Annotated in this window: 17 protein-coding genes; 9 read left to right on the top strand and 8 right to left on the bottom strand. The window is 34.3% G+C overall.

Annotated features, from left to right (window positions below; translation table 11 throughout):
• Nucleotides 1-5 precede the first annotated feature (5 nt).
• The 3 genes from G581_RS0104715 to G581_RS10665 are packed head-to-tail and all read left to right on the top strand — an operon-like array spanning nt 6 to nt 2,183.
• Nucleotides 6-545 (top strand): PilZ domain-containing protein, encoded by a 540-nt coding sequence (locus G581_RS0104715; protein WP_028844825.1) that lies wholly within the window; start codon nt 6-8, stop codon nt 543-545.
• Nucleotides 545-1,411, top strand: a complete 867-nt coding sequence (gene motA, locus G581_RS0104710) for a flagellar motor stator protein MotA (RefSeq protein WP_028844824.1) — start codon at nt 545-547, stop codon at nt 1,409-1,411. The genes G581_RS0104715 and motA overlap by 1 nt, the downstream gene beginning before the upstream one ends.
• Nucleotides 1,401-2,183 (top strand): flagellar motor protein MotB, encoded by a 783-nt coding sequence (locus G581_RS10665; protein WP_038065141.1) that lies wholly within the window; start codon nt 1,401-1,403, stop codon nt 2,181-2,183. Before motA ends, G581_RS10665 begins: the two co-directional genes overlap by 11 nt.
• On the opposite strand, the gene G581_RS0104700 is transcribed toward G581_RS10665, so the two are convergent.
• From G581_RS0104700 to G581_RS0104685, 4 genes are read right to left on the bottom strand one after another with little or no spacing between them, the layout of a single operon-like run.
• Entirely contained in the window at nt 2,158-3,060 is a 903-nt protein-coding gene (locus tag G581_RS0104700) for a diacylglycerol/lipid kinase family protein (RefSeq protein ID WP_028844823.1), read from the bottom strand. The two genes, G581_RS10665 and G581_RS0104700, sit on opposite strands and share 26 nt — an antisense overlap.
• Entirely contained in the window at nt 3,057-3,794 is a 738-nt protein-coding gene (locus G581_RS0104695; protein WP_028844822.1) for a 6-carboxyhexanoate--CoA ligase, read from the bottom strand. The genes G581_RS0104700 and G581_RS0104695 overlap by 4 nt, the downstream gene beginning before the upstream one ends.
• Nucleotides 3,781-4,716: a biotin synthase BioB gene (gene bioB / locus G581_RS0104690; RefSeq protein ID WP_239639034.1), complete on the bottom strand. Its 936-nt coding sequence runs from the start codon at nt 4,714-4,716 to the stop codon at nt 3,781-3,783. The genes G581_RS0104695 and bioB overlap by 14 nt, the downstream gene beginning before the upstream one ends.
• A gap of 12 nt (nt 4,717-4,728) precedes the next feature.
• Nucleotides 4,729-6,261: a sodium-dependent transporter gene (locus G581_RS0104685; protein WP_028844820.1), complete on the bottom strand. Its 1,533-nt coding sequence runs from the start codon at nt 6,259-6,261 to the stop codon at nt 4,729-4,731.
• A gap of 272 nt (nt 6,262-6,533) precedes the next feature.
• Here G581_RS0104685 and G581_RS0104680 point away from each other — a divergent pair, with 272 nt between their 5' ends.
• The 6 genes from G581_RS0104680 to G581_RS0104655 all read left to right on the top strand — a co-directional run bounded on the left by G581_RS0104680 (nt 6,534) and on the right by G581_RS0104655 (nt 14,447).
• Complete coding sequence (locus tag G581_RS0104680; RefSeq protein WP_028844819.1) at nt 6,534-7,058, top strand: RcnB family protein; 525 nt, start codon at nt 6,534-6,536, stop codon at nt 7,056-7,058.
• 234 nt (nt 7,059-7,292) lie between these two features.
• Entirely contained in the window at nt 7,293-8,645 is a 1,353-nt protein-coding gene (locus tag G581_RS0104675; RefSeq protein WP_028844818.1) for a TrpB-like pyridoxal phosphate-dependent enzyme, read from the top strand.
• Nucleotides 8,646-8,816: 171 nt separating this feature from the next.
• Nucleotides 8,817-11,048, top strand: a complete 2,232-nt coding sequence (locus G581_RS10660) for a trehalose-6-phosphate synthase (protein ID WP_051178860.1) — start codon at nt 8,817-8,819, stop codon at nt 11,046-11,048.
• Between the two features lies 1 nt (nt 11,049).
• The gene (gene otsB, locus G581_RS0104665) at nt 11,050-11,820 is read left to right on the top strand and encodes a trehalose-phosphatase (RefSeq protein WP_028844817.1); all 771 of its coding nucleotides are present in this window, start codon (nt 11,050-11,052) and stop codon (nt 11,818-11,820) included.
• On the top strand, nt 11,813-13,210 hold the full coding sequence (locus tag G581_RS11620) for a DUF5752 family protein (RefSeq protein WP_051178858.1): 1,398 nt from the start codon (nt 11,813-11,815) through the stop codon (nt 13,208-13,210). The genes otsB and G581_RS11620 overlap by 8 nt, the downstream gene beginning before the upstream one ends.
• Complete coding sequence (locus G581_RS0104655) at nt 13,203-14,447, top strand: glycosyltransferase (protein WP_239639033.1); 1,245 nt, start codon at nt 13,203-13,205, stop codon at nt 14,445-14,447. Before G581_RS11620 ends, G581_RS0104655 begins: the two co-directional genes overlap by 8 nt.
• Before the next feature lie 45 nt (nt 14,448-14,492).
• Here the strand turns inward: G581_RS0104655 and trpC are convergent, their stop codons facing one another.
• Genes trpC through serS form a run of 4 tightly spaced genes read right to left on the bottom strand, consistent with a single transcriptional unit; the run spans nt 14,493 to nt 18,038 of the window.
• Nucleotides 14,493-15,284: an indole-3-glycerol phosphate synthase TrpC gene (gene trpC / locus G581_RS0104650; RefSeq protein ID WP_028844815.1), complete on the bottom strand. Its 792-nt coding sequence runs from the start codon at nt 15,282-15,284 to the stop codon at nt 14,493-14,495.
• A complete protein-coding gene (locus tag G581_RS0104645; protein WP_028844814.1) occupies nt 15,284-15,550 on the bottom strand; it encodes an EscU/YscU/HrcU family type III secretion system export apparatus switch protein in 267 nt (88 codons plus the stop codon). Before G581_RS0104645 ends, trpC begins: the two co-directional genes overlap by 1 nt.
• The gene (locus G581_RS0104640) at nt 15,547-16,767 is read right to left on the bottom strand and encodes a hypothetical protein (RefSeq protein WP_028844813.1); all 1,221 of its coding nucleotides are present in this window, start codon (nt 16,765-16,767) and stop codon (nt 15,547-15,549) included. Before G581_RS0104640 ends, G581_RS0104645 begins: the two co-directional genes overlap by 4 nt.
• Entirely contained in the window at nt 16,764-18,038 is a 1,275-nt protein-coding gene (gene serS / locus G581_RS0104635; protein ID WP_028844812.1) for a serine--tRNA ligase, read from the bottom strand. Before serS ends, G581_RS0104640 begins: the two co-directional genes overlap by 4 nt.
• Nucleotides 18,039-18,071: the final 33 nt, after the last annotated feature.

Here is an 18,071-nt window from a genome sequence, read left to right as displayed (position 1 = left end):
TTATAATGGAAGAGCAGATGGAAGAAAAATATCAGAAAATGAGGGAGTTTTCGAGAGTTGATGTGATTATTCCTCTTGGAGTGAGATTGATTTCTTCAGAGGAACAACAGAGAGTAAAAGCAAGAATCTCTGGTGATATCACATCTATACCTCTGCCAACAGAAGAGCCTGCGGATAGGGCTCTTACTGAATGGCTCAAAATCATTAATTCAAAACTTGATTATCTTATTAATCTATGGAACCTGCGTGAAGGAGATTTCTGTTCACTATCTTCCACTGAAGTAAACATAAGTGGAGGTGGAATGAGTTTCATGTCTGATTCACCCTATAACAAAGGTGATATTCTTGAATTAAAAACAGTTCTTGAATCGCCTTCTCCTATGGCATTATATCTTTATGGAGAAGTCTTAAAATGTGAAAAATTAAATGACACTTATAGAGTAGCAGTACAATTTATCAATATAGAAGAGGATATCAGAGATTACATTGTGAGATTTGTTTTCTACCGTCAAAGACAGATACTAAGACAGAAAAAAGAAATATAATGCTTGTAATAATCGGTGCTATAGTTGTCCTAGGCAGTATAATTTGTGGTTATCTTCTTGAAGATGGGAATCTTTCTGTTCTTTTTCAGCCAGCAGAACTTCTAATTATTTTCGGTGCTGCTACAGGAGCACTTATAATTTCATCTCCAACCCATGTTCTTAAAGGAGTAGTCAAAGGAACGATTCAAACAATCACAGGTGGTAGAGGTTATTCAAGAAGAGATTATCTGGATATAATGTTACTTTTAAGTGAGCTCTTTACAAAAATAAGAAAAGAAGGGCTCATTTCAATTGAGCAGGATGTTGAAGAGCCGGAAAACAGCACTATTTTCTCTAAATATCCTAAATTTATGAACAATTCCCATGCGATTACATTTCTTACAGACACCCTTAGAACAGTAATGACTACAACTGTATCACCATATGAGCTTGAGAGCATCTTAGACAGTGAGATTGATACGTTATATGAAACACAATCAGGACCTGTAAAAAATCTGATTAATATTGCTGACAGTCTTCCAGGACTGGGAATTGTTGCAGCAGTTCTTGGTGTTGTTTTAACTATGGGAAAAATGAAAGAACCACCAGAGGTGATAGGTCATTCTGTTGCAGCCGCTCTTGTTGGAACATTCATAGGAGTTTTGCTGTGTTATGGATTTGTTGGACCTCTAGCAAGAAGACTTGAAGCAAATGTCAATCATGAGAAAGAATATCTACAGGTAATCAAATCAGCGCTTGTTTCATTTATAAGTGGAGTTGCTCCTCAGATTGCTGTTGAGTTTGCTCGTAGAAATATACCTCACCATTTACGACCTTCGTTTTATGAACTAGAAGAAGAAATAAGGGCATTAAAAAGTGGCAGATAAATCTAAAACAACGATAATAGTAAAAAAAATCAAAAAAGGGCATGAGCCTCATCATGGTGGAAGCTGGAAAGTAGCTTATGCTGATTTTACAACAGCTATGATGGCTTTTTTCCTTCTATTATGGCTTCTTTCAATGCTGGATCCTGTTAAAAGATCTGCAGTTGCTGATTATTTTGCAAATTTTACATTACTTCAATCAGGACAATCATTTATGCAACAGTCTTCAGTAACTCCGAAAGAAAGTAATACAACTGGACAGGAAACTGCTCAGGTGCAAAGTCATTCAAAACAATTCGAAGAACATCTTAAAAAAATCATTGAAGAAAAACTTAAAGAATTGAAAGATCATATAATGATAGATACTGTTGAAGGCGGAGTGAGAATTCAGATTGTTGATCTTGAGGGAGAACCAATGTTTCCTCTTTCTTCTGCTGATCCAACAGATAAGGCTAAAGCTATTTTAAAAGTAGTTGCAGAAAACATCAAAGATGAACCTGCACGCATAGCAGTTGAAGGTCATACAGATGCTATACCTTTCAGAGGAGGAGCAATAACAAACTGGGAACTATCCACTGCAAGGGCATCTTCTGCCATGCGTGAGATTGAAAAAAACGGAGTTGACCCTGCAAAAATTGCAAGGGTTGTCGGGTATGCTGATACAATGCCATTAATAAAGGAAAACAAAAAAGATCCCAGAAACAGAAGAATCAGCATAATACTCATGTTTGAGAAAGGGCAAAAGACTTCTAATCCCATGATTCAGGGACAATAAGATTGAGAGCATCATGAACAATCTCAATTTCTACAGGGTTTTTCCCGAAGTAATCACCATCTATCTGTACGTGAGCATCGCCGGATATTTTTAACTTTTCCACTTTAAAATAATCAATATGTTTCAATTTCAAATGGAAACCAAAAATAATCGCCAGTATTTGAAAAGCAAAGCAAATTTTAGATTGAGTTTTTGACAAAAAAACATAAAAGCAAGGTTCTTTTAGACTGGCATCTGGAGCAAGCTTAAAGCTTCCTCCATAGCATGAGGACTTACATATTACTGCAGTGTATGCTTTTGTTTGTTTAGAGTTGGAGATATAGAGTTCTTCCGGATCATAATTCAGTAAAGTTTTTATTCCACTTAAAATATAAGTTATCTTTTTTAAATGCCTCTTCTTTTCAGGATTTACATTATATACTGCCTGACCATCAAAGCCAATGCCTGCCATAAGAATAAAAAGTCTCTGTTTTTCCTGGTTTTTTATCTTTCCAAGATGAACCTTTTTAACACTTCCTGTGAGAGCTATATTAACGGCTTTTTTTAGATTGCCTGGAATTTTTAATTCTTTTGCAAGCACTGATGTTGTTCCCATGGGAAGAATTGCCATTGGAATATCAGAAAAAGCAAGTCCATTTAAAACTTCATTATATGTTCCATCTCCACCTGCAGCAAGAACAAGAATTTGTTCGTTACTATTATTAAAACTTTCTTTTATATGTCTTGCAAATTGTTCAGCATCACCGTGTTTACCGGTAAGCAGAGTTTCTAAAGGCATTCCTGAAGATTTTAAAATCTGTTCTGCTTTTTTAATTTTTTTTAAGGCTCCACCACCTGCGATAGGATTTCCTATTAAAAAAACCTTCTTATATTTCATATAATTATCACAGGTGTCCTTTCAAGAAATTCTATCATTTTATTTAGATCTACCGGAGATTTGACAAAAAAAGCTCTTCCTCCAATATGTTCACCTTTGTTTTTAATGTTAAGCAGGCGCAAATATCCAGATTCTTTTGAGGCTATATAACCAGTTGTGTAGTCAGGATTGTCTGAAACGCAAATTTCAGCTATTATTTCACTAAAAGATATCACTTTTGATGCTACTGTTATTGCCTCGATTACTCTTTCTGGTTCAGTAGTAAAATTTTTTATTTTTCCTAATATCTGTAATCTTTTTTTTGTAGCCATCTGAATTCTCGATACTCTAACTCCTCTTTTTTTATCAGGTTCAAGACGTTCTCCAGTAAAAGCATCGATTAAAGTTGCACCTCTCATCTTATGATTTTTTATTACATTCCACGCTGTAACTATCGCCTTTTCTGAAATTCCCAGATTTATGAGATATTCTCTTGAAATATTTTGAGCATCATCTGGTGAACTACAGAATATGGTTTTTACAGTAAGAGCTTTAATCTCATGAATTGGTTCTTTTATTTTTTCAATTGTTAAAATCACCTTATCTGGCATACCATTTGAATGCTTAATAGCTCTCTGAAAAAATTTTTTGAGAAGCCTTTCTACTTCACTGAAATTGTATATTCCTTCAGCACCTGAAATATGTTCTTCTGCATCATTTTCAATTTTTGCTGCTCTCATTCTAAGAGACCACAAAGTCAACCTCCAGTCCATGATTTTCTATAAATTTTAAGTCATCAATATAGTGTCTTCCCTGAGTTGTTAGATAATTTCCTGTCATTAATGCATTTGCTCCAGCAATAAAAATCCAGGAGGAAAACTCACCGAGCAGTTGCCTTCCTCCACAGATTCTTATATCTTTCTGTGGTAGAATCAATCTGAATAAAGCAATAATTTTTAAAGCATCTATTGGTGATAAAGGAGTTCTATGTTCCATAGGCGTACCTTTTATAGGAATAAGAAAATTAATTGGGACAGAATCAACATTCAAATTTTTTAAAAAATATGCCATATCAACTCTATCAGACCAGTTCTCACCCAATCCAAAAACTCCTCCGGAGCAGATTGAAAGACCTGCATTTTTAGCTTGCTCTAACGTCTGAACTTTACTGGAAAAGCTGTGAGTTGTACATATTTCAGGAAAAATTTTTTCTGAACTCTCAATATTGCAATGAACTCTCTGAAGTCCGCAGTCTCTCAGGTAACATAGTTCATCATAGTTTAAAAATCCTAAAGATGCGCAGGTGTTTATCTCTTTTTTAGTAAGATGCTCTATTGTTTCCCCAATCTGTTTTAATTCCTGTTTTGAAGGTTTTTTACCACTTATAACAATGGAAAATCTCTTTACTTTATGCTTTTTTGCCTCGATAGCTTTTTTCAGGAGTTCATCTTTATCAACTAAAGGATAAACTGGTGAGTCTGTTTTATATCTTGAAGATTGAGCACAGAAAGAGCAGTCTTCTGAACATTTTCCGCTTTTGGCATTTACTATCGCACATAGTTCAACTTTATCTCCTCTATATTTTTTTCTCACTGCATTTGCAGTAAAAATTAAGTCATAAAAATTTAATTTATCTAAAATTTTCAGATACATCTCCTTTGATTCATTTTTTATCAAGATAAGCCTCCCTTATTTTTTTATTCTTATTGAGTATCGCAAATCCCTTAATATAATTTTTCTACTTTTTACTGCAATAAATGATAGAAATACAATAAAAAACAGTATAAATCCTCGTGAAATAAGTTTTGTAGGCTCTCTTGTAAGAATTACATTCCCGAAATCCTTGATAACCCAGAAATACAGTATTGCAGCAATAAATATCGGTGAAATTAGAGCCATAACATACACACATGCTTTTGGCAGTTTAAGAGTTGTATTGGCTGTTAATTCCTTGTAAAAATTATTTATTCCAAAAATCCAGATAAAAACAATTATCTCAATAAGTCCAAAGGTAAGAAGCATAAAAGAACCAACCCAGAAATCAAGTTCATCTATAAAATTTGGAAGGAAAGCTGATAGATGACTTCCAAGAATTACAAAAATCATTGCTACTGTTGTAGCTTTTGTATGTTCCCACTTCATTTCATCTTCAAAAAGTGCGATAAGTGGCTGTATTAAAGCCAGAGAAGAAGTAAGGGCTGCAAGAAAAAGAAGAAGAAACCAGATAAATGAAATAACAGAACCAAATGGAAAATTCATAAGCACAGCCGGCATGGTCATAAATCCAAGCCTGAAAGTACCTTCCTTTGCAAGTTCTGGCACAACTACAGCAGAAAACATTGCAAATGCTGCAGGAATTGCAATTGATGCACCAATAACAACTTCCACAAATTCATTTATACCTGCTGTATAAATCCCGGCTCTTATAACATCTTCTGTTGGTTTTACATAACTGGCATAAACTGCAATTGCGCCCATTCCAAGGGAAAGGGTAAAAAAGATCTGCCCTGAAGCTTCAATCCAGACTTCAGGATCTGTAATTTTGGAAAAATTAAGATTATATATGAATTTTAACCCTTCAAATCCGGCCCAGTTCTTTGCTGAAAGACAGATGATTCCAAGAAGAATTCCAGATAATATAATTGCAGGCATTCCAATTTTAGCAGTAATTTCTATTCCCCGTGCAACTCCTTTTTGCAAAATAAACCAGTTAATCAGGAGTGTAACAAGCAGAAAAAAATACGCTATTATGGAAGGCCTTGTATATTCCTTGAAAAATTCCATATAGGGTTTAACAGCATCGTAAAGGTTGGAGCTTACAACAGGAAGAGGTATCTGTTTAAAGAGAGATAAAAATGCAAATCCAAGCGTCCAAGATTCAATATATATATAATACACACAAATAAGAATTGGAATAGCAACACCGATTGAGCCAAGCACTCTTGCCCAGTTTGCATGATTAAAAAAAAGCCCCACAATGCCTGTCATTGAACCATGTCCGTGTTGTCCAGCATATCTTCCTATAACCCACTCAATAATCATCAAAGGAAATCCCATAAGGAAAAGAGCGATAAAGTACGGAACCATAAAAGCTCCGCCACCATAAAGTGCAGCCTTTGAAGGAAATCTCAGAACATTTCCTAATCCAACGGCATTGCCTGCAACTGCGAGAATAAGCCCTATTTTAGACTTCCAGAATTGTCTTTTTTGTAATCCTTTCATCTTAATTGTCAGCTATTTATTATAATTAAATCTTTAAACTTACACAAAGAATTTACCTGTAATTGCAAATAAAAATTCATAGATTTTTATCCTTCCGGATAAATTACCTTCATCTGATGTTTTAGTATAATGGTATCAAAAATTCAATTTTGATAGAACAAATATCTCTCACAGCTATTATTTTGGAGAAATTTAGGGGTATTGACAAATAATTTTAATCTTCATTAGTATTAAATTGGAATTATAACTCTTTCCTAAGGAGGAAGCTAATTATGAAACGTTTTTCTTTGCCAATAAGCATTGTAATAATTTTTATGTTAATCGGGACAGTAGAACAGGTATTGGCTGAAAAGCCTTCATGGAGCGGAAATGGTAAAGGTAATAAACATGAATATAATAAAAAGAATGATTGGAAACATGATGACAGGGATAATAAACACGAATATAAAGAAAAGAGAGAAAGAGATCAACGTCATCGCTATTTTACTGACCACCACAGGACTTTTATCCATGACTATTTCGCGGATTACTATAGAAAAGGCCACTGCCCTCCAGGACTTGCCAAGAAACATAATGGCTGTATGCCTCCTGGACAGGCGAAAAAATGGGCAATTGGTCGGCCACTGCCGCGTGGTGTTATCTTTTATGACCTTCCACCGCGCGTTCTTGCATATTTGGGACCACCACCTCATGGACATCGTTTTGTACGAGTTGCAACTGACATTCTGCTCATTGCGATAGGAACTGGTATCGTGGTTGATGCCATTGATGATCTGAGCTGGGAGTTTAATCATTAAAAGAAAGATTTTATAGTTCATGGACAACTCTTGCAATAGATTGAAATAATAGTTTTAAATCGTGATTTGTAATTTGTTGCAACTTATCCTTTGCTTATATAAAGCTCTCAGAAAAGCTATCATTTTGTATTAGAAAAAATAAAGAGGTTTTATAATTCGATTATTAATAATTGATTGCAAAAAATTAATCTTAATTCGTATTATATGAGTACATTCATTAATCTTGAGGGTAAGATGCGGAAAATTGTATTGTCAGAGAAGGATTTACCAGAGCAGTGGTATAACATACAGGCGGATATGCCAAAAATTCCTCCACCTCCATTAAGTCCTCAAACAAATAAACCAGTAACAGTTGATGAATTGAATATTATATTTCCGATGTCTCTTATTGCACAGGAAGTAAGCACAGAAAGATGGATAAAAATCCCAGAAGAAGTTTTGAAGATCTATGCAAGTTTTCGGCCTACTCCTCTTTATAGAGCAATCGCACTGGAAAAGGTATTACAAACTCCTGCCAGGATATATTTCAAACATGAAGGAATCGGACCTGCAGGAAGTCATAAAACTAATACATCTATACCTCAGGCATATTACAATAAAAAGGAAGGAATAAAACGAATTTCAACTGAAACAGGTGCGGGTCAGTGGGGTGCAGCCCTTGCCCTTGCAGGTACACTCATGGGCATTGAAGTTACTGTTTATATGGTAAAAGTCAGTTATGAACAGAAACCCTATCGCAGAATAATGATGGAAACATGGGGAGCCAAAGTTCATCCATCTCCATCTGAGAAGACCGAATCAGGTAAAAAAATTCTTAAAGAAAATCCCGAGCATCCCGGTACACTTGGGATAGCCATTTCTGAAGCTGTAGAAGATGCCGCAACTCACAGAGATACAAACTATGCACTTGGATCAGTACTTAATCATGTGCTTTTACATCAGACAATCATTGGACTGGAAGCCAGAAAACAGCTTGAGCTTATAGGAGAGTATCCTGACATTGTAATTGGATGCTGCGGAGGAGGAAGTAATCTCGGTGGAATAAGTTTTCCATTTTTATACGACAAGATTCACGGTAAAGACTTAAAAGTTATTGCAGTTGAACCATCTTCCTGTCCAACTCTTACAAAAGGTGCGTTCAGATATGACTATGGAGATACAGCAGGTCTTACACCATTTCTTATGATGTATACACTCGGGCATGATTTTATTCCATCAGGCATTCATGCAGGAGGACTCCGTTATCATGGAAACTCTCCACTTATAAGTCAACTGTATCATGATGGATTAATAGAAGCAGTTGCTTATGGTCAGACCGCTGTATTTGAATCAGCAATTCTGTTTGCAAGAACAGAAGGAATAATCCCTGCTCCTGAAAGTGCTCATGCTATTAAATCAGCAGTTGATGAGGCATTAAAGGCAAGGCAAGAGGGCAAGGAAAGAGTAATACTTTTTAATCTAAGTGGCATAGGATTTCTTGATTTACCGTCCTACAAAGCCTACCTGTCTGGACAGCTTACAGATTTTGAATATCCGGATGAAATGATAAAAAAGTCTTTACAAAAATTACCGGATATTAAGCTTTAGCCTCATGATTTCTCAATAAATTTCATATATATCATGTATAAATTTCAGAATTATTATAATCTTTTAGTCATTTAAACAGGTTCTATATTTCGAAAGATTTTATTCCTTTTAGTAGAAAAATTCTATTTCTATAACAAGAAAGCCTGACGATGATATGTTATAATGCAATTAATGAAATTGACCCTCAGGATTATTATTTCTCTTTTCATAGGTATTTCTCTCGTGATTGTAGTATTCTCGGCAATTCAGATTAAAGATGAGAAAAACAGACTCCAGGCTGATCTCGTAAGAAGAAGTATCATTGTTGCTGAAAGTCTTAAAGAGTCAATAGTTACACTTATTGAGACAGGTCAGATAGAGCGTTTAAATCGTATAGTAGAAAAGTTTGACAATCGAGAAAGATTAAAAGGTATTGCAGTGTATGATGCTTCTGGTAATATTATTTCTCTAACTTCGAATCTTAAAGCAAGCATTTCAAAAACACCAGTAGAAGTTGTAAACACCATTGTTGATAAACTTCCTTCTTTAAAAATCTTAAAACTTCACAATGAAAAAATTTATATTTATGTAATTCCACTTTTTTCAGAAAGCACTACAGAGGAGAAATTAATAGGCGCTCTTGCGCTTTTTCAAGATGCTTCATATATTGATATAAGGATTAAAGATATATGGAAACAGAATATCATTCGTCTTTTAGCATTAACTCTGTCAATTGTAGCAATATCAATTTTGATAATTCGCTGGAGCATTACAGGACCTGTAGCCCGGATGGCTGAATGGCTCAAGGAATTACGAAGTGGGAAAATAAAAGAATCATCAGATATACCTGTAAAAGGAGACATTCTCGCTCCACTTGTTGATGAGGTTACTACACTTGTTAAAACCTTATCAATGGTAAAAGCAAATCTTGAAGAAGAAGAACGTTTAAAAGCAGGAACAGACTCTTACTGGACTGCTGAGCGCCTTAAAGAATTTATAAAAGAACAATTAGGAGACAAAAAACTGTTCCTGCTTTCAAATAGAGAACCTTACATACATGTAAGAGAGGGAGAAAATATAAAATGTATTATTCCAGCTGGAGGACTTGTTACAGCTCTTGATCCTGTGATGAGAGCCTGTGATGGCGTATGGATTGCCCATGGAGCAGGAGATGCTGATAGAGATGTTGTTGATAAAAATGGTACAATAAGAGTTCCTCCAGATAAACCTGCCTATACTTTGAAAAGAGTGTGGCTTACAAAAGATGAAGAGAAAAGATACTACTATGGCTTTTCAAATGAAGGACTCTGGCCATTATGTCATATAACATATGTTCGTCCTGTTTTCAGGACGGATGACTGGATAGAGTATCAGAGAGTGAATGAAAAATTTGCTACCGCTTTAATTGAAGCAATAAAAGATGAGGAATCTCCTCTCGTGCTTGTTCAGGATTATCATCTTGCTCTTGTACCGTTGCTTATAAGAAAACAGAGACCTGATGCAAAAATTGCTTTATTCTGGCATATTCCATGGCCAAATCCTGAAGTATTCGGTATATGCCCATGGGCAAGAGAGATTTTAATTGGGATGCTTGGAGCAGATCTTGTAGGTTTTCACATACAGTTTTACTGCAACAATTTTCTTGATACAGTTGATAGATTTCTTGAATCCAAGATAGACTGGGAACATTTTTCAATAGAAAGAAGAGGGCATATAACAACCGTTAAACCTTTTCCAGTAAGTGTAAGTGTGGAGAATTTTGCTGATGGTTCAGATTTAACTGACTTAAGAGAAAAACTACTTAAAGAGCTCGGCATAATGGCGGAGTACATAGGAGTTGGCGTTGACAGAATCGACTACACAAAGGGAATACTAGAAAGATTTCTTGGTATTGAAAGATTTTTTGAAAAGTATCCTCAATTTATCGGTAAATTCAGTTTAATACAGTTTGGTTCTCCAAGCAGAACCCATATAAAGCAATACCGGGAGATTATGGAATCAATTGAGGAAACTGCTGACAGAGTTAACTGGAAGTTTCATAATAAAAATTATAAACCCATCGTGTTTTTAAAGGGTCATCATCCTCACTCAAAGATATTACCTTTTTATAAAATAGCTGATCTGTGCATGGTAACATCACTTCATGATGGTATGAATCTTGTTGCAAAAGAGTTTATTGCTTCAAGAGATGATGAAGGAGGTGCTTTAATTTTAAGTCAGTTTGCTGGAGCTTCTCGTGAACTCAAGGATGCGATAATTATAAATCCATATGATATTGAAAGCATAGCAGATGCAATATATCAGGCCTTGAACATGGATATAGAAGAAAAAAAACAACGAATGAGAAAAATGAGACATATTGTTCAGGAAAGAAATATTTATAGATGGACAAAGGATTTAATATCATCTCTTGTGAGGTTATAATTTGGCAGAGTATCTTTTTAAATCAGCATGGATTGAGAGTATAAGAGATAAAAACATTTTTCTTTTTTTTGATTTTGATGGAACTCTGGTTCCTATACAGAAAAATCCAGAAAACTGTTACATATCACCTGATATAAAAACCGTACTTGAAAGCATACAAAATAAAATAAAAATAGGAATAATCAGTGGTAGAGACCTAGAGGACATAAAAAGAAGAGTTTTAATTCATGGCATATATTACAGTGGCAGTCATGGATTAGAGATAGAGAGAGAAAATATAAAATACATTCACCCGGAAGCTAAAACAATCAAACCTTTGATTGATAGAATTTATAGAAGACTTATAGAGGCAATGCGGGATTTTAAAGATGTCTTTGTTGAGAAAAAAGCCTTTTCCTTCACATTACATTATCGCAGAGTTTTACCTGAACAGAGAAACAATCTAAAGAAATTGTTTTTCAGAATTTTAAAAGATTTCAATCAAGAAAAAATAAAAATATTGAAAGGTAAAATGGTTTTTGAAGTCATGCCAGCAGTTGATTGGGATAAGGGAAAAGCTGTATTATTTATAATAAACTATTTTAATAAAAAATTTTTCCCAATATTTATAGGTGATGATAAAACTGATGAAACAGTTTTTAAAGCAATTAAAAATACAGGATTGGCTGTGAGGATAGGTCATTCAAAAAATACAGAGGCGATTTATTATTTAAAAAATCAGAAAGAAATTTATAAATTTCTTTCAACCCTGAAAGAGGTGTTTAATGTTTGAATGGATTGAAAAAAACTGGTTATCTGTTTTTGTTCCATTCATTGTATTTTTTTCTTTTACAATTTTAGCTTTCTGGTTACGCTTCAAACTTGTTCCCAGCTATGTGAATACAAAACTTAAAGCTGTAAAATGGCAGGGCAAAGAGCTTTTAATCAAAAACGTTACAATATTTGCATTTTACTGTATTTTGATTCTGGGTGCATATACAGCAATAGAAATATCTCCTGTTAAGGGCTCTATATATATTGCCATTTGCAGATTGCTTTTAAGTCTGTTTTTCTTATCTTTAATATACGTTCTTCACAGGATAAGCATCGGTATTTTAAATTTATATTCTAATCAGGTTAAGAAACCGTTATTTAAACCATTTCAAAGATTGAAGACTTTTCTGACAATATGCTTTATAGCAATTGGACTATTAATTCTATTTGAAATCTGGCATTTTCCAACCACTCCATTTTTTATCTTCATACTGCTTGGATGCACAGTAGTATTGATTGTTTTTAAAGACGAAATTTCAAATTTAATTGCAGGTTTTGAAATAATCAATAATGAGATAGTTAAAAAAGGGGACTATATAAAACTTGAAACTGCAGAAGAGGGAACCGTGATAAATACAACATGGAGACATGTAGAGATAAAAACATTTGATGACAAAATAATCTTTATTCCTAATGGCAGACTGATTAAAACTAGACTAGAGATTCTTAGGAAACCACCCAAAAGAGCGAAAGCACCTTTTAGATTTTACACAAGACTTAATATAAAAGAGCTGACAGGCTTAAAAGCAAAAAATCTCAAGGAACTATTAAAATACATAAAAGAAGCACCGGATTCTGCTATCTTTTATCATACTCATGATTTTATGGAAGAGTATCATTATCTTATCTCACAGCCATCAAATGAGTTTGCTTTATGGATTGGAAATGTGCTGGGGTATGATATTCTTTCAGAAAAACTTTCTACAGTTGATATTTTTGAGTTTTCAAGCATTGGAGAAATAAGAAAAAGGATAGCGGATATAATAGATGAATATATTAACAACTATCCACACGATAAAAACTGTGAAGAAGGAGAAGAATTTCATTTCATTAAATCAGTAGGAGCGGTTATGCCCACAGCTTATGTTGCTCATGACCTGAGGGAATTTGTACAGATTCTGAAATTTATAAGCTTGAACTCTTTATTTTTCCACATATATGAAGCGAAATTAAGACTTGGTAAAATTTCCAATGATTTTTCATTGTGGTTAAGTGAAAGCTTTGAAGAAAAAGAGCTTGCTGAAAAAATCATGAGCATTGATCCTTATATGCACACAATTGAGGGTATAAGAGAAAAGTTAGTATCTATAATAGAAAATCATCTTGAAATGGAGACAGCAAGTGGATAAAGAAATTAAATCAATTAAACCGAAGTTAAGAGATTATGAGCCAATAATTGGAAAATCATCTCTTGAAGAGTTAAAAATTCTAGCGGATAAACTTTCAGGCAAAACAGTTCAGAACATTAACTCTACATATATAGGTGGTGGAGTTGCTGAAATACTTTCAAGAATGGTTCCATTTCTGAATGAACTTGGCATAGATGCAAGATGGAGTGTAATCAAGGGAGATACTGAATTTTTCAATATAACAAAAAAGTTTCATAATGCTCTTCATGGAAGAAAAGAGATGTTTACAGAGGAAGAATTTGAATACTTCCTTGAGATAAACAGAAAAAACGCGGAAGCCTTAGAATTTGCCGAGCATATAATTTTTGTGCATGATCCTCAGCCAGTGGCACTTGTTAAGAAAAGAAATGAAATAGGAGAAAAATGGATCTGGCGCTGTCATATAGATATATCAAATCCCGATGAAACAGTCTGGAATTTTATAAAAAACTATGTTGAAAAATATGATGCCACTGTTTTTTCAGCTCCAAATTTTGCAAAAATGCTTGCATTAAGAATGTTTCTCATATATCCATCAATAGACCCACTCAGTAATAAAAACAGAGAACTCACAGAGGAACAAATTAACGCTGTCATTGAAAAGTATGGTATTGACAAAAAGAAGCCCATAATTTTGCAGGTGTCAAGATTTGATTATCTCAAAGATCCTGTTGGAGTGATTAAAGCATTTGAAATGGTGAGAAGAACCATGCCCTGTCAGCTCATTCTTGCAGGAGGAACTGCAACAGATGATCCTGAATCAGACAAAGTGCTTGCAGAGGTACAGGAAATAGCAAAAGACAACCCTGATATACATATTCTTCTTTTACCTCCAGACAGTGATATTGAAATAAATGCTTTGCAGAGAATTGCAACAGTGGTTGTACAGAAATCAATTAAAGAAGGATTCGGATTGACTGTTACAGAGGCTCTATGGAAAGGAAAGCCAGTTGTGGCATCTGCTGTGGGTGGAATACTGCTTCAAGTGAAAAATAAACTTACAGGACTGCTATGTCATTCAATTGAGGGTGCTGCCTATGCAATAAGAACATTACTGACAAATCCTGAATATGCGAAATGGCTCGGTAAAAATGGCCATTCCCATGTAAAACAGAATTTTCTAATAACAAGACATTTAAAGGATTACCTTTTGCTTTTTATTTCTCAATATTATAACGATGAATTGATCTATCTTTAATTTTTTAACTAAAGTTAAGGAATGACAACGAAAAAATAAGTAAAATCATACAAGGCATTTAAATTCTTTTATTTTTTTACCTGGATTATCACTTAAAATCAGTGATGTTCCCACTAAAATAGCATCAATTCCATGTTTGATAAGTTCTCTAACATGACTTTTTTCAGAAATACCGCTTTCACTAACAGTGAGTTTACCAGGAGGAATTATTTTTTGTAGCCTGAAAGTTGTGTCAAGATCAACTTGCAATGTATTAAGATTTCTGTTGTTTATTCCTACTATATCTGCTTCAGTATATATGGCTTTTTTTAAATCTTCTTCATCGTGAATTTCAAATAAAACATCCATACCAAGAGCTTTTGAAAGCTCATAGAAGGTTCTACATTGATTAACTGTTAAAATACAGGCAATTAACAAAATGGCATCTGCTTTAAGCAGTTTTGATTCATAGATTTGATACTCATCAACAATAAAATCCTTTCTCAATACCGGAATTCGAGAATGTCTTGTTTTCACTTTCTGGAATATCTCAGTACTTCCAACAAAAAAATCTTCCTCAGTGACTACTGAAATAGCATCTGCTCCATGAGAAACATATATATCAGCCATTTCTGTAATATCATAATCTTTCAGTAATCCCTTACTGGGAGAAGCTCTTTTAATCTCAGCAATTAGATTTATTGGCTCATCAGGGAATCTTTTTATCGCGCTGTAAAAATTAGAAGATTCGCTGGCTAAAGATTCAGCAATTTTTTGTATATTTTTTAGTGGATTAATTTTTTTTGCGTTTTCAACTCTTATTTTTTTAGCATCTACTATTTTGTGTAAAATATTCATTACTTTATTTTCTCCTTGATCTGGTAAACAAATACAAGAATTTCAGCAACTGCTTTATACAGTTCAACTGGTATTTCTTCTGAAAGCTCGAGTTTTGAAAGAACTTCAACAAGAGTTTTATCTTCTTTTAAAGGAACTCCATGTTGTCTTGCAAGTTCAATAATTCTATCCGCGAGCCAGCCTCTGCCTTTTGCAACAACTTTTGGTGCTGAATCCTTCTTCTGTTCATATCTTAATGCTACTGCTTTTTTGCTTTCTTCTGTCATACTGTCACGCTTATTAATCCGTCCTTTATATTCCACTGTTTTAAAAGTTCTTCAACTTTTTCAACATAGTTTACTCCACCAAGAATCATACCCTGCTGTTGGAATCTTTGCTTTAAATCATTTTCGTAACTTTTAATTACTTGCATAGTTTCAGGTGCTCCAGAAAAACTTACAAAGAAACTTCTGTTGATCATTGTTATAATAAATGATAACGATTCTTCTTTAATCTGAAGAGTTATAAAAACTGTGTGATAGTCTTTTCCCTGTCTTTTAAATGATTTAAATGCTATATTGCCACCTTCTACTTCCTTCCAGAAGATTGGAAGAAATGTAAAAAAACTCTGAAAGGTTTTTGATAACACCTGATATCCATCTATCTGTCTTAGAATTTGCTGCGCTTTATCAACCACATCTTGCAGGCCATGACTTTTTGCCTCGGTTGTTATATTGTTAAGAATAACCTTTAAATCTTCCTTAATGCTTTCAATTTTAACTGGATCTGAAAGAGCCTGTTTAAGTTTTGTCTCAAGAAGCACACCTGAGTTTAAAACTGCTTTTTTTAATTTTTCAACGGGTTCATCAGAGGAAACCAGAATAGCATTTAACAATGCTGACTGTCCTTTAAATAAAGATTGATTTGATTTATTTTCAACTAAATTAATAAGCTCTTTAATTGACTCTAATGTGCTTGAGCTATTTGAAAAAGTAGCCATGATTTTTTTCAGTAATGTAACTTTTTCAGTATTTGGCACATCCTCTACAGGAAGACTTAAAATTGCTTTAATCAGATTAAGATAAGAAGGTTCGTCATGCTGCAATGCAGAGAACTGTTTACTCTGAATCACCTGCTGTCCTTTATCTGTAAAAATAGCCTCAATGAACCTAAAAATCTTATCTGAAATTTCCTGCGTTATATTCGCTATAGCTTTTTCAAGTTGTAATGTCTCAGAAGTGGATAAAACCCTTAGAGGAATCGTTCCATCAGGTAGAAGCTTTTCAACTTTCAAATATACAGTATCTCCTTTGTTTAAAGGCAACTGTCTCTGAGGTTGGGCATTAAGAATTCTATTGTCTATTTTTATCTGAATGTTACCTGTTGGCAGAATGTCCATTATCTCTGCTTTTAAAATCTCACCAATTATAAGCTTAATAGGTTCTGTTTGTTTAGCTTTAAATAGATGGATTATGCCTGATTGATCAATAACTTGCTGAATCATCGAATTATATCAATACCCATATAGGGTCTTAGGACTTCAGGTACTACAATTGAACCATTCTTTTGCTGATAGTTTTCAAGAATTGCAACTACAGTTCTGCCAACTGCCAATCCTGAACCATTCAATGTATGGACAAACTCTGTACCTTTCTTAGACTTTCTGCGAAATCTTATATTTCCCCTTCTTGCCTGAAAGTCTTCAAAATTAGAGCACGAAGAAATCTCTCTGTAACAGTTCTGTGCTGGAAGCCATACCTCTATATCATATGTTTTTGCTGATGCAAAACCAAGATCTCCTGTGCACAGAGCAACTACCCTGTAAGGAAGGTTTAATTTTTGTAAGATCTCCTCAGCATCTTTTGTTAAAGATTCAAGTTCATCATAGGAGTCTTCAGGTTTTACAAATTTTACGAGTTCCACTTTGTTAAACTGATGTTGTCTTATAAGTCCTCGAACATCCTTACCATGTGAACCAGCTTCTTTTCGAAAACACGGTGTGTAGGAGACATAATAAAATGGCAAATCATCCTCTGAAAGAATCTCCTCTCTGTAAAGATTTGTTACAGGAACCTCTGCTGTTGGTATAAGATAAAACTCTGGTTCAACTATTCTAAAAAGGTCTTCCTCAAACTTTGGAAGTTGTCCTGTTGCTGTCATTGATGCTTTATTTACCAGTAAAGGTGGAAAAACTTCAATATACCCCTTTGATATATTTAAATCAAGCATAAAATTAATTAAAGCGCGCTCAAGTCGTGCACCTGCTCCTTTCATTACAGCAAATCTGCTTCCTGCAATCTTACCTGCTCTTTCAAAATCAATTATTCCAAGAATTTCTCCAATATCCCAGTGATTTAAAGGCTCAAAATCAAAGATCGGTGGATCTCCCCATCTCCGGATTTCAACATTTTCCGTTTCGTCCTTTCCCACTAAAACAGTGTGATGAGGAATATTAGGAATCAAAAGGATGAAATCATAAACCTTTTCCTCAATTTCACGCAATTTCTGCTCAAGTTCACTAAGTTCATCACCAAGGTTTCGCATCTGAGAGATGAGTTCATCAGTTTTGTGTTTGGCGCCTTTGGACTTTTTGAGGCTTGCAATTTCCTGAGAAACAGAGTTCCTCAGTGCTCTTTTCTGCTCTATTTCTTTTAAAAAATTAAGCCTTTCTGCTTCGAGACTTAAAAACTGTTCAAAATTAAGGTCATATCCTCTTTTTTTGAGTGCTTCTCGGACTATATCAGGATTATCTCTTACAAATTTGAGATCAAGCATTATTTATTCCTCCAGTTTACTGATGGACATTCC

Source organism: Thermodesulfovibrio thiophilus DSM 17215 (assembly GCF_000423865.1).
GTDB lineage: Bacteria > Nitrospirota > Thermodesulfovibrionia > Thermodesulfovibrionales > Thermodesulfovibrionaceae > Thermodesulfovibrio > Thermodesulfovibrio thiophilus.
The sequence above is the reverse complement of the archived record's forward strand: the minus strand, read 5'-3'. Positions and strand labels throughout refer to the sequence as shown.

Bases quoted from the DNA above. Each gene is read 5' to 3' on its own strand.
- G581_RS0104715 (WP_028844825.1), top strand. From the start codon at position 6: ATGGAAGAGCAGATGGAAGAAAAATATCAGAAAATGAGGGAGTTTTCG.
- motA (WP_028844824.1), top strand. From the start codon at position 545: ATGCTTGTAATAATCGGTGCTATAGTTGTCCTAGGCAGTATAATTTGT.
- G581_RS0104700 (WP_028844823.1), bottom strand. From the start codon at position 3,060: ATGAAATATAAGAAGGTTTTTTTAATAGGAAATCCTATCGCAGGTGGT.
- G581_RS0104685 (WP_028844820.1), bottom strand. From the start codon at position 6,261: ATGAAAGGATTACAAAAAAGACAATTCTGGAAGTCTAAAATAGGGCTT.
- G581_RS0104680 (WP_028844819.1), top strand. From the start codon at position 6,534: ATGAAACGTTTTTCTTTGCCAATAAGCATTGTAATAATTTTTATGTTA.
- G581_RS0104675 (WP_028844818.1), top strand. From the start codon at position 7,293: ATGCGGAAAATTGTATTGTCAGAGAAGGATTTACCAGAGCAGTGGTAT.
- G581_RS10660 (WP_051178860.1), top strand. From the start codon at position 8,817: ATGAAATTGACCCTCAGGATTATTATTTCTCTTTTCATAGGTATTTCT.
- G581_RS11620 (WP_051178858.1), top strand. From the start codon at position 11,813: ATGTTTGAATGGATTGAAAAAAACTGGTTATCTGTTTTTGTTCCATTC.
- trpC (WP_028844815.1), bottom strand. From the start codon at position 15,284: ATGAATATTTTACACAAAATAGTAGATGCTAAAAAAATAAGAGTTGAA.
- G581_RS0104645 (WP_028844814.1), bottom strand. From the start codon at position 15,550: ATGACAGAAGAAAGCAAAAAAGCAGTAGCATTAAGATATGAACAGAAG.
- G581_RS0104640 (WP_028844813.1), bottom strand. From the start codon at position 16,767: ATGATTCAGCAAGTTATTGATCAATCAGGCATAATCCATCTATTTAAA.
- serS (WP_028844812.1), bottom strand. From the start codon at position 18,038: ATGCTTGATCTCAAATTTGTAAGAGATAATCCTGATATAGTCCGAGAA.